The 15,361-nt window shown below is 37.7% G+C and carries 11 protein-coding genes; 10 read left to right on the top strand and 1 reads right to left on the bottom strand.

The genetic code is table 11. From position 1 onward, the window contains the following. Positions 1–178 precede the first annotated feature (178 nt). The 3 genes from ACFO3O_RS03890 (at position 179) to ACFO3O_RS03880 (ending at position 2,458) form a co-directional block, all read left to right on the top strand. Positions 179–1,363 carry an asparagine synthetase B gene (locus ACFO3O_RS03890; RefSeq protein WP_379977244.1) on the top strand — a complete coding sequence of 395 codons (1,185 nt, stop codon included), beginning with the start codon at positions 179–181 and terminating at the stop codon, positions 1,361–1,363. Positions 1,364–1,367: 4 nt separating this feature from the next. Next, positions 1,368–1,895, top strand: a complete 528-nt coding sequence (locus ACFO3O_RS03885; RefSeq protein ID WP_379977190.1) for a DUF922 domain-containing protein — start codon at positions 1,368–1,370, stop codon at positions 1,893–1,895. Positions 1,896–2,002: 107 nt separating this feature from the next. Then, positions 2,003–2,458 carry a hypothetical protein gene (locus ACFO3O_RS03880; protein ID WP_379977189.1) on the top strand — a complete coding sequence of 152 codons (456 nt, stop codon included), beginning with the start codon at positions 2,003–2,005 and terminating at the stop codon, positions 2,456–2,458. A gap of 76 nt (positions 2,459–2,534) precedes the next feature. Here the strand turns inward: ACFO3O_RS03880 and ACFO3O_RS03875 are convergent, their stop codons facing one another. Beyond that, positions 2,535–3,074: a DUF2911 domain-containing protein gene (locus ACFO3O_RS03875; protein ID WP_379977188.1), complete on the bottom strand. Its 540-nt coding sequence runs from the start codon at positions 3,072–3,074 to the stop codon at positions 2,535–2,537. A 409-nt stretch (positions 3,075–3,483) separates the two neighbouring features. Between ACFO3O_RS03875 and asnB the strand changes: the two genes are divergently transcribed. The 7 genes from asnB to rimO all read left to right on the top strand — a co-directional run bounded on the left by asnB (position 3,484) and on the right by rimO (position 15,352). Further along, on the top strand, positions 3,484–5,154 hold the full coding sequence (asnB, locus tag ACFO3O_RS03870) for an asparagine synthase B (RefSeq protein ID WP_379977187.1): 1,671 nt from the start codon (positions 3,484–3,486) through the stop codon (positions 5,152–5,154). A gap of 259 nt (positions 5,155–5,413) precedes the next feature. Next, positions 5,414–7,357: a DNA topoisomerase (ATP-hydrolyzing) subunit B gene (gyrB, locus tag ACFO3O_RS03865; RefSeq protein ID WP_379977186.1), complete on the top strand. Its 1,944-nt coding sequence runs from the start codon at positions 5,414–5,416 to the stop codon at positions 7,355–7,357. A 221-nt stretch (positions 7,358–7,578) separates the two neighbouring features. Next, positions 7,579–8,505, top strand: a complete 927-nt coding sequence (mdh, locus tag ACFO3O_RS03860; RefSeq protein WP_379977185.1) for a malate dehydrogenase — start codon at positions 7,579–7,581, stop codon at positions 8,503–8,505. A gap of 298 nt (positions 8,506–8,803) precedes the next feature. Continuing rightward, positions 8,804–9,412 (top strand): hypothetical protein, encoded by a 609-nt coding sequence (locus ACFO3O_RS03855; RefSeq protein ID WP_379977184.1) that lies wholly within the window; start codon positions 8,804–8,806, stop codon positions 9,410–9,412. 223 nt (positions 9,413–9,635) lie between these two features. Next, positions 9,636–12,674 (top strand): protein translocase subunit SecDF, encoded by a 3,039-nt coding sequence (gene secDF / locus ACFO3O_RS03850; protein ID WP_379977183.1) that lies wholly within the window; start codon positions 9,636–9,638, stop codon positions 12,672–12,674. A gap of 172 nt (positions 12,675–12,846) precedes the next feature. Beyond that, positions 12,847–13,800, top strand: coding sequence for a signal recognition particle-docking protein FtsY (ftsY, locus tag ACFO3O_RS03845; protein WP_379977182.1), 954 nt, complete (start codon positions 12,847–12,849; stop codon positions 13,798–13,800). A 205-nt stretch (positions 13,801–14,005) separates the two neighbouring features. Next, the gene (gene rimO / locus ACFO3O_RS03840; protein WP_379977181.1) at positions 14,006–15,352 is read left to right on the top strand and encodes a 30S ribosomal protein S12 methylthiotransferase RimO; all 1,347 of its coding nucleotides are present in this window, start codon (positions 14,006–14,008) and stop codon (positions 15,350–15,352) included. Positions 15,353–15,361 lie beyond the last annotated feature (9 nt).

Raw genomic sequence — 15,361 nt, 5'->3', positions numbered from 1 at the left:
TTAACGACATCCTAATATCTAGCACTGGTATTCGTTTTATCATAAGAAAACCGTATTTTTAGGCGTTACATACTATACTATCTCATAGTATGTATTATTGCTTATGAAAAACATGTTTACAATCCTTTTGTTTGTGCTGTCTTGCCATTTCGCGCAAGCGTCCTACATTTTATTACCTATGGATGTAGACGGGCAAAAAGAACACTTAAAAGCTTATGGGATTACCTATTGGGCACTCGACCAACAAATCAAAGTAAAGTGGTTGTTAAACTACAGAGGAGGTTCTTTTTTGCTCCCTGACACAGAGGACATCCGAAGAGAATGCACCATCCGTGGCGTTTCTTATGAAGTCATGTCTGATGGAAATACGGAAGAGCTTCTCACCATGATCAGTAGTCCGTCTCAAAATATGGAAGCGATCGTACTAGAAAAAGCTCCGAAAATTGCTGTATATACGCCTGACAGTAAAGTGCCTTGGGATGATGCTGTAACGATGGTGTTGACCTATGCAGAGATTCCGTACGAGACTATTTATGATGAAGAAGTACTGAGTGATCAATTAATCTTATATGATTGGTTGCATTTGCACCACGAAGATTTTACAGGCCAATTTGGTAAATTTTATGGTTCGTACCGTGCGGCGCCTTGGTATATTGAAGAAAAAAAAGCGGCAGAAGAGCTAGCTACAAAACTAGGGTATGATAAAGTCTCTGAAGAAAAAAGAGATGTCTCCCTAAAAATACGAGATTACGTAGTAGGAGGTGGGTTTATGTTTGCGATGTGTAGTGCGACCGATAGTTTTGATATTGCACTCGCTGCTGAAGGGGTTGATATCTGCGAACCTATGTTTGACGGTGACGCCTCAGACGCTGATTATCAATCTAAAATTGATTACAGTAAAACCTTTGCCTTTAAGAATTTTACACTAGAGCGTTCACCAACTGTATATGAATTTTCATCTATTGATATGACCCGTAAGCGCCGAATCCCTTTTGAAACAGATTATTTTACATTGAAGGATTACAGTGCCAAATGGGATCCTATCCCAACCATGTTATGTCAAAATCACACCGCTTTGGTCAAGGGGTTTATGGGACAAACCACTTCTTATGATTCTAAAGAAATTAAGTCGAATGTACTGATTATGGGTGAGAATTTAACCAATGGTGAGGCGCGCTACATACATGGTATTAAAGGAAAGGGTTTTTTTACCTTTTATGGAGGGCATGACCCTGAAGATTACCGGCATCGTGTTGGAGATCCAAAAACCGAATTAGAGTTACATCCCAATTCTCCAGGCTATCGTTTAATTTTGAATAATGTCCTTTTTCCTGCGGCTAGAAAGAAAAAACAAAAGACCTAATCGGATGAAACATTTACACAAAGGACTTTTAATAGCTTTCGTGATCTTATGTTCATATGTTGTAGCGCCTGAGCGTATTGCCTGGGAGTCTAACAAAAAATTGTCATGGAAAGATTTTAAAGGGAACCCTAATGCAAACGGAGGTTTTGTGGCGAGTACCAGTAGCGGAATGAGTCAGTCGTATGTTATTAATGGCAATGGACTTTTAAATAAGAAAGAAACTCATGTCACGGCTCATTTTTATCCTGAATATTCGTGGTACAGCGCTAAAGACACCACGGCTAGATTATTAAAACACGAACAAACCCACTTTGATATTACTGAGATTCATGCTCGAATCTTGAATAGGCGTATTCAATCGTACGCTTTTACATCTAATTCTAAGAAAGAAGTCAAAGCCCTTTATGAACAAGTAGAGGAAGAACGTCGTGTCATGCAACGTGCCTTTGATAAAGAAACTAATCATTCTATTAATAGAGAAGCTGAAAGAAAGTGGGAAGAAAAAATTGCAAGATTACTCTTAAGGCAATAATGCTACTTTTAAGATATTATTTATAGAAAAATAAGAACTACGCAAAATCATTTCGGTGTAAGAATATATTATTGCTATCTCACGCTAGTACTAATTAAAATGAATGAATGATTTATACGATAGAAAAAGCAGATTTAGTTTCAACACAGTTACGAAAATTTACAACAGCATACGCACATCATCTAGTAGGGCAATACGCTAATATTGATTTTTGGCTACAAGAAGTAATAGCATCTCAAAAGACAATAGATACATATAAACATAGGTTTAATCAGCTGAGAGATGCTCAAAAAGAATGGGTTGAAAAGCATGATGTACGCGAAGCTGATTATTGTCCAATTTGTAGGGGAAAATGTGAGTTGAGTGATAAAAACCTATTACGCCCTGCGCCCCCTATACGAACATCAAGCAAGACTTTAGATATAACAAGGAGAGAATTAGTAAATGCTGCTTATTATTTTCTAATAAGATGTTATAGCGTGGGGCTTTTAGATGATCATGATTTGAAAAAGAAGTGTGATTTGATAGGAACAAGTATTGATCCTAATGATCTAGAAAAATAATTATGACACGCACTAAAACAAAAAAAATGCCTTTCCAGCGGAAGGCATTTTTTTATATGTTTTCTAAAACTGGTATTTAGTTGTAAAAAGGAACTTCTAAACGTATTGTTCCCCATCCCATCGCTAAGTGGTATCCAGCGTCTACAGGCTTAAAAGCAATAGAAAATGCTTCTAAATCTTCTTTACCTTCACTTACAGGAACTGTGATGCGAGCCACGTCATTTTTTTCATTGTACGCATAAGCTCCCCAGTCATCAAGATCTGAGTTTAAAATAATTGTCCACTCTTTTTCTCCAGGAATGGTAAATAAAGAATACGTTCCTGCTTTTATAGTAGTATTTCCAAGCTTGTAATCCTTAAATAATTTGATTTCAGTAGCTTCATCTGCACCTGTACGCCATACTTTTCCATAAGGAACTAGTTTTCCAAAAAGCGTACGATTTTTCTTAAGAGGTCTGCTGTAAATTACTTTAATAGTTGGTTTAGAATTACGATCAGCTTTTGCATATGCAATGTCTGTTGGGCTTTTTTGAAGACCCGCAAATTTTTGAGCATTGGCAGTCGGAGCTACTAAAAAAGCCATGGCTAGAATAGCCATTGTAAATAATGTTTTCATGTTACGTTTAATTTTTGTTAAAGATACTATGGGTTACGATTTCAGATTGTTAAATAAAACCTAAAGATTTATTCCTTCAATTAATTGACTAGCATTGTTGATGTCTGTTTTCCGCGAAATGCAGGTGTTTTTTCCTGAAAAGGCATAATCTTTACTTGTTTTAAAGTGTGATTTCAATATATGTTTGTGTCAAACAATAAACAAAACACAAGAAACTCAGTCGTAGCATCAGATAGAAACTTTCAAAATTTTTCTAAGTACGCTTTCGCGAAAGCGTATACCTTATGCATTGAACTTATAGTGCTATTTTTTGTTTCATATTGTAATTAAATATACATTATGTGTTTTGTTAATGAAACCATAATTAGATATTTGAACTATAAATTATAAAAATTTAAAAAATAGTAGTATGTGTGGAATCGTATGTGCCTTCGAACTAAAACAAGATATGACAACCTTACGTCCTCAATTATTGGAGATGTCTAAAGAGATTAGACATAGAGGGCCGGACTGGAGCGGTATTTACGCTACAGAAAAAATCATTTTTTCTCATGAGCGTCTCGCTATTGTAGATCCAGCTTCAGGAAAACAACCGTTAATAGATGCTTCTGGAAGCTTAATTCTCGCTGCCAATGGAGAGATATATAATCATAAAGAGTTGAAAGCTACTCTCAAAACAGATTATGCTTTTCAAACGGCATCAGATTGTGAGATTATCCTTGCGCTATACCAAGAAAAAGGGGTCGATTTTTTAGATGATCTCAATGGTATTTTTGGATTTGCACTCTATGACACAGAAAAAGACAGTTATCTTATCGCACGCGATCACATGGGAATTATTCCGTTGTATATGGGATGGGATGCACATGGTACTTTTTATGTGGCATCAGAGTTAAAAGCACTCGAAGGTGTTTGTTCGAAAATAGAATTATTTCCTCCAGGACACTACCTTTCTAGTGAAACAGGAGAATTGGTACAGTGGTACAAAAGAGATTGGATGGAGTATGGTGCAGTAAAAGATAACGAAACCAGTATCGATGAATTGCATGATGCGCTAGCCGCTTCGGTAAAACGTCAATTAATGAGTGATGTGCCTTATGGAGTATTATTATCTGGCGGACTGGACTCTTCCATTACTAGTGCGATTGCAAAATTGTATTCAGAAAAACGTATCGAGTCAGGAGATCAGCAAGATGCTTGGTGGCCACAGTTGCATTCGTTTAGTATTGGATTGAAAGGATCTCCAGATCTTGCAGCCGCCCAAGTCGTGGCCGATCATATTGGTACGGTACATCATCCTATAGAATTTACGATTCAAGAGGGACTCGACGCCATACGTGATGTGATTTATCACTTAGAAACGTATGATATTACCACGATACGGGCAAGTACCCCTATGTATTTAATGGCAAGAGTGATTAAATCTATGGGTGTAAAAATGGTACTCTCAGGAGAAGGCGCTGATGAGATTTTTGGCGGGTACTTATACTTTCATAAAGCACCAAATGCCAAAGAATTTCATGAAGAAACGGTACGTAAATTAGATAAACTTCACATGTACGACTGTTTACGCGCTAATAAATCATTGGCTGCTTGGGGTATAGAAGGACGTGTACCGTTCTTAGATAAAGAATTTATGGATGTCGCGATGCGTTTAAACCCACAAGACAAGATGATTACCAAAGAACGCCGAGGAATGGAAAAATGGGTATTGCGTAAGGCTTTTGAAAAATACCTGCCAGAAAGCGTCGCATGGAGGCAAAAAGAACAATTTTCAGACGGCGTAGGCTATAGTTGGATAGATACACTTAAAGAAGTAGTAGAAGCGGCTGTAAGTGATCTCCAAATGGAAAATGCGCACCATCGTTTTCCGATCCACACACCACAAAATAAAGAAGAGTTTCATTACCGTTCTATTTTTGAAGAGCATTTCCCTAGTGATGCTGCCGCTTTATGTGTGCCATCAGTACCTTCTGTGGCGTGTAGTACGCCTATCGCTTTGGAGTGGGATGAGGCTTTTAAAAACATGAATGATCCATCGGGGAGAGCTGTAGCCATGGTACACGATGATGCGTATTGAAAATAGCAATAATTTAAGGGTAAAAAACGCTGGCAATATGTCGGCGTTTTTTACTTCATTTCGTCTCTTTTGTAAATAAATTTAATTTTGAAGGGGGGCGCTTTCGCGAAAGCGCATAAATACTGGGCTTCCCGTGTTTTTTGTTTTCCACAAATTGTTGATAACTTCGATGCTTTTAGTGCTGTTTTAAGCTGGTAAAAGACACCCTTTTTCTATATTTGTTTATAATCGATTTTTAAGACAATTTAAGTAGACAAATATGAGCGAAGACGCTAATAAAAATCAGTATTCAGCAGATAGTATTCAGGCCCTAGAAGGGATGGAGCATGTACGTATGCGACCATCGATGTATATCGGTGATGTAGGCGTAAGAGGATTACATCACTTAGTATATGAAGTTGTTGATAACTCCATTGATGAAGCGATGGCGGGACACTGTGATACAATCAATGTAATTATCAATGAAAATAATTCGATTACCACACGAGATAACGGTCGTGGTATTCCTGTAGATTTACATAAAAAAGAAGGTGTTTCTGCTCTTGAAGTTGTGATGACCAAGATCGGAGCAGGGGGGAAGTTTGATAAAGATTCATATAAAGTTTCTGGAGGACTTCACGGAGTAGGTGTTTCTTGTGTAAATGCGCTTTCAGATCATTTGAGAGCTACGGTATATCGTAACGGAAAAATATGGGAGCAAGAGTATGAACGTGGTAAAGCGATGTATCCTGTAAAAGCTATCGGTGATACAGATTTTACAGGAACAGAAGTGACATTTCTTCCAGATCCTAGTATTTTCCAACAAACCACAGAGTATAATTATGATACGTTAGCGTCTCGACTGAGAGAACTTTCCTTTTTGAATAAAGGTCTTACCATTACGCTCATAGATAAACGCCAACCAAATGAAGATGGTACTTTTGAGACAGAGACCTTTCACAGTGATGAAGGCCTCGCTGAGTTTGTACGTTTCTTAGACGGAAATCGTCATCCTATCATTGGGGATGTGATCTCTATGGAAGGGGAGAAAAATGGGATTCCAGTGGAAGTAGCTATGATTTATAATGATAGTTATGCTGAAAACCTACACTCATACGTAAACAATATCAATACCCATGAAGGAGGGACGCACTTAGCAGGTTTTCGTAGAGGATTGACTGGATCCCTTAAGAAGTTTGCTGACAACTCTGGAATGCTAGATAAACTTAAGTTTGATATTGCAGGAGATGACTTTAGAGAAGGGTTAACAGCGATTATCTCTGTAAAAGTAGGAGAGCCTCAATTTGAGGGGCAAACCAAAACAAAATTAGGAAACCGTGAGGTAACATCGGCCGTTTCGCAAGCAGTTGCAGAGATGATTGAAATCTACATGGAAGAAAACCCTAATGATGCTAAAACTATTGTTCAGAAAGTAATTCTTGCTGCACAAGCGCGTCACGCGGCTAAGAAAGCACGTGAGATGGTTCAGCGTAAGACTGTTATGAGTATCGGGGGGCTTCCTGGGAAATTATCTGACTGCTCTGAGACGGACCCTACCTTATGCGAAGTATTCCTTGTAGAGGGAGATTCGGCAGGAGGAACGGCAAAGCAAGGTCGTGATCGTGAGTTTCAAGCTATCTTGCCTTTACGCGGTAAGATCTTGAATGTTGAGAAAGCAATGCAGCATAAAGTTTTTGAAAACGAAGAAATCAGAAATATATTCACTGCCTTAGGAGTGACCATTGGTACTGAAGAAGATAGTAAAGCATTGAATCTTTCTAAACTTCGTTATCATAAAGTAGTCATCATGTGTGATGCCGATGTCGATGGTAGCCACATTTCTACTCTGATCCTCACCTTTTTCTTCCGTTATATGCGAGAGCTTGTAGAAAAAGGATATGTATATATAGCAACACCTCCTTTGTACTTAGTTAAAAAAGGTCAGAAAAAGCAATATGCTTGGGATGATGCGCAACGTGATCAAATAGCAGAAAATTTTGGAAATCAAGGTGTGTCGATACAACGATACAAAGGTCTTGGGGAGATGAATGCAGAGCAGTTGTGGGATACCACTATGAATCCTGAGTTCAGAACGTTAAGACAAGTAGCCATTGATAATGGGACCGAAGCAGATCGTATCTTCTCTATGTTGATGGGAGATGAAGTGCCGCCTAGACGTGAGTTCATAGAGAAAAATGCAAAATATGCAAACATCGATGCGTAGGTAATTGATGAAAACACAAGAGCGTGTTTTGATCTTGATAGGAAAAAAGCAGGTTGTTAGGTTAAACAATTAGCTCAATTATAAGTGTTCAATAAAGACGCTGTACTTTTCATTTAAAAAAGGTATGGCGTTTTCTTTTAACCCTTCCTTAGGAATTAAATGTTAAAGAAACTGTATTTTTGCACCTTAAATAAACAATAACAAATCAAAAATATAAATTTATGAAAGTTACCGTAGTAGGTGCAGGAGCCGTAGGAGCAAGTTGTGCCGAGTATATCGCTATTAAGAATTTTGCAAGTGAAGTTGTATTATTAGATATTAAAGAAGGCTATGCCGAAGGGAAAGCCATGGATTTAATGCAAACCGCTTCTTTAAATGGTTTTGATACAAAAATTACAGGTTCTACCAGTGATTATAGTAAAACAGCTGGCAGTGATATTGCGGTAATTACATCAGGTATTCCTCGTAAGCCAGGAATGACACGTGAGGAACTAATAGGAATCAATGCAGGGATTGTGAAATCTGTTGCTAGTAGTCTTGTAGAACATTCTCCAAATGTGATTCTTATTGTGGTGTCTAATCCTATGGATACGATGACGTATTTAACTCACAAAGTGACAGGACTTCCTAAAAACCGTATCATTGGTATGGGAGGAGCCTTAGATAGCGCACGTTTTAAGTACCGTCTGGCAGAAGCTTTAGGAGCGCCTATTTCTGACGTAGATGGTATGGTGATTGGAGGACATTCTGATAAAGGAATGGTGCCGTTAACCCGTCTTGCAACTCGTAACAGTGTACCAGTATCAGAATACATTAGTGCCGAACGTTTACAGCAAGTGTTAGAAGATACGAAAGTAGGAGGAGCCACCTTAACAAAACTTCTAGGAACGTCTGCATGGTACGCGCCAGGAGCTGCAGTTTCAGGTCTTGTACAAGCAATTGCATGTGATCAAAAGAAAATATTCCCTTGTTCTGTATTATTAGACGGCGAGTACGGCCTTTCAGATCTTTGTATTGGAGTACCTGTTGTTTTGGGACGTACTGGAATTGAGAAGATTGTAGAAATCAATTTGAGTGATGCAGAAAAATCACACTTAACAGAAAGTGCCGAAGGTGTTAAGAAAACAAATGCACTTTTAGACGCATAATTATAAGACTGTTTACGCTTTCGTACTTCGACTAGGCTCAGCATAAACTTCTACGTCACTATGTTTCTTGAAAGCATATAAAACAGCATATACATTTATAAAAGAGGGATCGTTGAACAATGATCCCTCTTTTGTTTTGTAATTTTTTCTCACTTTTAATTATCGCATTTTTAGCATGTAAAAAATATTGGGTAATCGTAATTGATATCCTATATTTGCACGTTTTGTAGAAATGACGAGCTCAAAGCCAGTCAGTAGGGATTTTAGAAATACAATCTTTATTTTTCACATCAGGTACATGAAAAACAAGTGGTTCATAAGCGCTTTACTTTTTGCCCTAGCTATCATAGGTATAAGCTTGGAGCAAGTATCTGTGCCTAATCAGGAGATTGTCCTTCAATTTACTGATGTTGAGGTGACACTAGATGAAACTGAAGAAGCGATTGCGCTTGTAAAAAGTCAGCTAGAAGCCTTAGATGTTGATAATATACAAATACAACAGTCTGGAAATGGCATCCTAAAAATCACGTATTATAGTGATATTCATGTTTCTGAGATTAAAAAAATATTTTTAGGTGAAAGTCGTCTAACCATTAATCAAACTTCTTATCCTAGTAATGGCACTTCTAAAATCCCTTCTGAAGAAGGTGTAACGTCATATCAAATAGACGTTTATGAGATTCAGGAACATATAGATATTGTTGGTTCCAGCGGGAATGTTTTAGAACCAAAATCAGAGATTATTCGTTTTTTTACTCCAGACACCTATGCTTCTATTAGTAAAGAAAAGGGAGTAGAAAAAAATAAAACTGAAAAAGTAGCATACACGATACACAGAAAAATTGCGATAGCAATAGATGATTCTTCTTATAACATACCTGAGGTGAGGGCTGGACCTATCACCTAAAAGGATGTTCAGATGTAAGTGAAGTAAACTTTTTGAATGGTATACCAACACATCTTTATATCACTTACAAATTATTTTAACCATATCAAAGATACAGGGTCTAACAAGCTCTATATTCGTGTCTTTTCTAGGGTTTACAAACAACAATAAATTATCCATAAACAACAATGATCAAAGGATACTAGAATTTTTTAGTGTCATTATTGATTTAAAACAAACAAAAATGCAAAACAAAGGACTCATTAGAGTATTTGCTATCATATTTGGTTTGGTATGTATCTACCAACTCTCATTTACGTATTTAGCAAATAAAACAGAGACAGCAGCAAAAGAATTTGCGATTAGTAAAGCAGGTGATGATGCAGATCAAAGAGATGTATACGAGCGTGTATATTTGGACAGCGTAGGTAAACTGCCAATTTATGCTGGAATTACCTATAATGAAGCAAAAGAAAAAGAATTAAATAAGGGACTTGACCTTAAAGGAGGGATTAATGTTATCCTTCAAATATCTGTAAGAGATATTCTTGGAGGATTGGCAAATGGAAAAAGAGACCCTGCTTTTGTTGCAGCATTAGATGCGGCAGATGAGGCACAAAAGAATAGTCAGAATACGTATTTTGATGATTTTTTAACTGCTTTTGAAGCGCAAGGAGGAGATGCAAGGTTAGCTTCTCCAGATATATTTTCTAATGTTATACTAGGAGATAAGATTGATCCTAACATGACTAATGATCAGGTAGCTACTGTACTTAGAAAAGAGATTGAAGAAACGATTCAATCTGCTTTTGAGACCTTACGTAATCGTATAGATAAGTTTGGTGTAACACAGCCTAATATTCAGAATCTTGGAGACAATGGGCGTATCTTAGTAGAACTTCCAGGGGCAAAAGATATTCAGAGAGCAGTACGTTTTGTATCTGCAAAAGCACAATTAGAGTTTTATCAAACGCATTATGCAGGAGATGTCATTAACTATCTTGCACAAGTTGATCAGACACTCGCAGCTTCCGTTAAAAAAGAGGAAACAGATGAGAAGTCAGCAACCGAAGTAGCACAGGATTCTACAAATACAGATAGTGTGGTAGATGATTTATTAAAAGATGCAGAAAGCGAAGAGGAAGAAGAAGCTCCAAACAGCCCGCTTTTTGAATTATTATCACCTAATTCTCAGGCTTTTCAATTCAGAGAAGTTTCTACGGTAGGATTTGCAGCAGTGAAAGATACTGCTCAGATTAATAGTTATTTAAGAACGCCATCTATAGTGCGTTTACGTCCTGCAAATTTACGTTTTGCAAAATTTGTTTGGGGAGATGTTGAAACCATAACCGTAGGTGAAGGTGATGCCGAAGAATCTATAGAGAGAGTTTCTCTTTATGCATTAGAATCTAACCGTTCTGGAGAACCTTATATGAGTGGTGATGTAGTAAATGATGCACGTCAACAATTTACAACTTCCCAAGAGCCATCTGTAGGTCTTGATTTTGAAGGACAAGGCGTTAGTCAGTGGGCAAAATTAACGCGTGAGGTGTCACAAAAGAGAAATGCAATAGCAATCGTACTTGATAATACGGTACAATCTGCTGCGACAGCAAAACAAGAAATTAAAGGAGGAAGCACAGAGATATCTGGTAACTTCACCCTACAATCTGCACAAGATCTTGCAACGGTTTTAAATGCAGGTAAGCTTCCAGCCTCTGCAGATGTGATTGAAGCAGAAGAGATCGGAGCAACCCTAGGAAAAGAAGCGATTAATAGTGGTATTATTTCATTTGTTATCGCACTTCTTTTTGTATTGGTATGGATGATATTCTACTACGGTAGAGCTGGACTTTACTCAGATGTTGCGCTGGTGGTAAACATTTTATTCATCTTTGGCGTATTGGTAAGTTTTGAAGCTGTACTTACACTTCCTGGTATTGCGGGTATTGTATTGACCATTGGTATGGCGGTAGATGCCAACGTACTTATCTTTGAACGTATCAAAGAAGAGTTGCGTAAAGGAAAATCTCAAAAAGACGCTATTAAAGATGGATTTAATAATGCATTATCCTCTATTCTTGATGCAAACATCACCACCTTCTTAACAGCATTAATCCTTTTCTTATTCGGAACAGGACCTGTAAAAGGATTTGCGGTTACCTTAATGATTGGTATTGCAACTTCGTTATTCTGTGCGATCTTTATTACCAGACTTTTTATAGATGGATATGGAAAGAACGGAAAGTCATTAGCATTCTCAACAGGAATCACAAAGAATTTATTTGTAAACAACACTATTGATTTCTTAGGTAAGCGCAAGATTGCATACATGATTTCACTTGCATTAATCGCTATAGGAATTTTCTCTTTAGTAAGCGGAGGATTAGACACGAGTGTTGACTTTGTAGGAGGACGTTCGTATAAAGTACGTTTTGAAAAAGCCGTAAATTCTTCTGAAATAGAACAATTGTTAGCTAGTGAAGACGTATTTGGTAGTGCGATCGTAAAAACATACGGGGCAGATAACCAATTAAAAATCACCACAAAGTATAATATTCAAGAAAGTGGTATCGAAGTAGATGAGGCTGTAGAACTAAAATTATTCGAAGCACTTAAAAGCTATTTCCCTGCAGATTTAACTTTTGAAGACTTTAGTAGATCGTATGATGGTAAGCAAATTGGAAAAATGAGTTACTATAAAGTAGGACCTACCATCGCAGATGATATTAAGAGAGGTGCTTTATTAGCGATTATCGGATCTCTAATCGTGGTATTCTTATACATCTTGTTACGTTTCCGTAGATGGCAATTCTCATTAGGAGCGGTTGCGGCGGTTTTCCATGATGTATTAATTGTATTAGGAATCTTTGCGTTAACAAAAAACCTCATGCCATTTGATATGGAAGTAGATCAAAACTTTATTGCAGCGATCCTGACCGTAATTGGATACTCCCTGAATGATACCGTGGTTGTATTTGACCGTATTCGTGAGTATATTAAGGAGCACGGATCCACTCGTGGATTTGGTAAATTGATCAATCAGGCATTGAACAGTACCTTAAGCCGTACGTTAAATACCTCTGTAACGACATTAATCGTGTTATTAGCGATCTTCTTCTTTGGAGCAGATTCTATCAAAGGATTAATGTTTGCATTAATTGTAGGGGTACTTGTAGGAACGTACTCATCGCTATTTATTGCAACACCAGTGATGTTTGACACGGTTCAGAAAAAAGGACTAAAAGAAGAAAATAAAGAGGAAGATTCAGAAGAAGCTTAATCTATTTTCTTAAAAAAATACAACCCGCTATATGTCTATATAGCGGGTTTGTTTTTATGTCTTAAAAGTGTTTTTTTAGGGATACGTACGCTTTCGCGAAAGCATACCCACCTGACATAATTGCATTCTCACTAAAAGGCATTATTTTTGACACTACAACCAAAAATAAAACATGAGTTTTTTCAAAAAAATATTTTCGAAAGAAAAAAAGGAAACCTTAGATAAAGGGCTCGAAAAATCAAAGACTAGTTTCTTTGAAAAAATGAGCAAAGCTGTTGCTGGAAAATCCAAGGTAGATGATGATGTCTTAGATAATCTTGAAGAGGTTTTGGTAACAAGTGACGTAGGGGTCAAGACAACTCTCAAGGTCATCGAGCGTATAGAAGCACGCGTTTCTAAAGATAAATACTTAGGAACTGATGAGCTTAATAAAATACTCAGAGAAGAAATTGCAGGCTTATTAAGTGAGACAAATACAGGTGATGCTACCGATTTTGAAATTCCTGAAGGCACCAGACCACATGTAATTATGGTGGTTGGCGTCAATGGGGTAGGAAAAACCACCACCATTGGTAAACTAGCCTACCAGTTTAAGAAACAAGGAAAGAAAGTTGTTCTTGGTGCTGGCGATACGTTTAGAGCCGCAGCCATTGACCAACTACAAGTTTGGGCAGATCGAGTAGATGTACCGATTGTAAAGCAACAAATGGGAAGTGATCCTGCTTCAGTTGCTTTTGATGCCTTAGAAAGTGGTGTTAACCAAGGAGCCGATGTGATTATTATAGACACGGCTGGGCGTTTACATAATAAAGTCAACCTGATGAATGAGCTGACCAAAGTAAAGCGTGTCATGCAAAAGGTGATAGGAGATGCACCACATGACGTGTTATTGGTACTTGATGGCTCTACAGGGCAAAATGCTTTTGAGCAAGCCAAACAATTTACAGCTGCCACCGAAGTCACGTCACTAGCAGTGACAAAACTAGATGGTACTGCCAAAGGCGGTGTTGTGATTGGTATTTCAGATCAATTTCAAATACCTGTAAAATATATAGGCGTGGGTGAAGGTATCGAAGACCTACAAGTATTTAATAAAATAGAATTTGTAGATTCTTTTTTTAAGTAAGACCTCCATTATAATAAACTACTAAGGCTTTACAGATATGTAGAGCCTTTTTTATTTAGAAAAGAAGAGGATCATCTAGTAGTTGTATGCAGGGTTTTTGTATACGCTTTCGCGAAAGCGTATGTAATAAGAATTTTATTCATACATCTTAATTTCGCTTACAACACTTTAGAGTGTATCTTTGCACCCCGAATAAAACATAGGTATGAGAACAAAAACCCTCAAAAAGAATACGATTAATGTAGTCACGCTTGGATGCTCTAAAAACGTCTACGACAGTGAAGTGCTTATGGGGCAATTAAAAGCCAATGGAAAAGAAGTAGTCCATGAGGAAGAGGGAAATATTGTTGTGATCAATACCTGTGGGTTTATTGATAATGCCAAAGAAGAGTCTGTTAATACGATTCTTGAATACGTAAAGCAAAAGGAGCAGGGAGATGTAGATAAGGTATTTGTGACGGGATGTTTGTCTGAGCGTTATAAGCCAGATTTACAAAAAGAAATTCCAGACGTAGATCAGTATTTTGGAACAACAGAATTGCCTGGATTATTAAAAGCATTGGGAGCTGATTATAAGCATGAACTCATAGGAGAGCGCCTTACGACGACACCCAAAAATTACGCATACCTTAAAATAGCCGAGGGTTGTGATCGCCCGTGTTCCTTTTGTGCAATTCCTCTAATGCGCGGAAAGCACAAATCAAAACCTATCGAACATCTCGTCACAGAAGCCCAAAAATTGGCAGCAAACGGTGTTTCTGAATTAATTCTTATCGCACAAGATCTTACGTATTACGGATTAGATCTGTATAAAAAACGAAACCTCGCCGAGCTTTTAGAAGCGCTCGTTAAAGTAGAAGGCGTGGAGTGGATTCGGTTACATTATGCGTTTCCAACGGGATTTCCGATGGATGTTTTGGAGGTAATGAACCGAGAGCCCAAAGTATGTAATTACATCGATATTCCGTTGCAGCATATTTCAGATGCTATTTTAAAATCTATGCGACGCGGGACGACGATGGCAAAGACGAATGCATTGTTAGACCGCTTTCGCGAAAGCGTACCCAATATGACCATCCGAACGACGTTGATAGTAGGATACCCAGGAGAGACCGAAGAAGATTTTCAAATGCTGAAACAATGGGTGAAAGATCAGCGTTTTGAACGTTTGGGATGCTTTACCTATTCTCATGAAGAAAATACACATGCGTATCACCTAGAAGATGATGTGCCAGAAGACGTAAAAATGGACCGAGCCAATCAAATCATGGAGATTCAGTCGCAAATTTCTTGGGAGTTAAATCAGCAAAAAATAGGACAAGAATTTAAAATCGTAGTCGATCGTAAAGAAGGAAACTACTTTATAGGTCGCACCGAATTTGATAGCCCTGATGTAGATAATGAGGTGTTGATTGATGCCACAAAATATTACCTAAAAACAGGAGGTTATACTACCGTAAAGGTTACACAAGCAGAAGATTTTGATCTCTATGCAGAGCCTCTTGAGATTATAGAGCGACCAAAACCTATGCATGCAAAAGCTAAATCTTAATTATTAATT

The organism is Dokdonia ponticola, from assembly GCF_042653865.1.
Classification (GTDB): Bacteria; Bacteroidota; Bacteroidia; order Flavobacteriales; family Flavobacteriaceae; genus Dokdonia; species Dokdonia ponticola.
The sequence above is the reverse complement of the archived record's forward strand: the minus strand, read 5'-3'. Positions and strand labels throughout refer to the sequence as shown.

Bases quoted from the DNA above. Each gene is read 5' to 3' on its own strand.
- mdh (WP_379977185.1), top strand. From the start codon at position 7,579: ATGAAAGTTACCGTAGTAGGTGCAGGAGCCGTAGGAGCAAGTTGTGCC.
- ACFO3O_RS03885 (WP_379977190.1), top strand. From the start codon at position 1,368: ATGAAACATTTACACAAAGGACTTTTAATAGCTTTCGTGATCTTATGT.
- ftsY (WP_379977182.1), top strand. From the start codon at position 12,847: ATGAGTTTTTTCAAAAAAATATTTTCGAAAGAAAAAAAGGAAACCTTA.
- gyrB (WP_379977186.1), top strand. From the start codon at position 5,414: ATGAGCGAAGACGCTAATAAAAATCAGTATTCAGCAGATAGTATTCAG.
- ACFO3O_RS03855 (WP_379977184.1), top strand. From the start codon at position 8,804: ATGAAAAACAAGTGGTTCATAAGCGCTTTACTTTTTGCCCTAGCTATC.
- ACFO3O_RS03890 (WP_379977244.1), top strand. From the start codon at position 179: ATGGATGTAGACGGGCAAAAAGAACACTTAAAAGCTTATGGGATTACC.
- secDF (WP_379977183.1), top strand. From the start codon at position 9,636: ATGCAAAACAAAGGACTCATTAGAGTATTTGCTATCATATTTGGTTTG.
- ACFO3O_RS03880 (WP_379977189.1), top strand. From the start codon at position 2,003: ATGATTTATACGATAGAAAAAGCAGATTTAGTTTCAACACAGTTACGA.
- rimO (WP_379977181.1), top strand. From the start codon at position 14,006: ATGAGAACAAAAACCCTCAAAAAGAATACGATTAATGTAGTCACGCTT.
- asnB (WP_379977187.1), top strand. From the start codon at position 3,484: ATGTGTGGAATCGTATGTGCCTTCGAACTAAAACAAGATATGACAACC.
- ACFO3O_RS03875 (WP_379977188.1), bottom strand. From the start codon at position 3,074: ATGAAAACATTATTTACAATGGCTATTCTAGCCATGGCTTTTTTAGTA.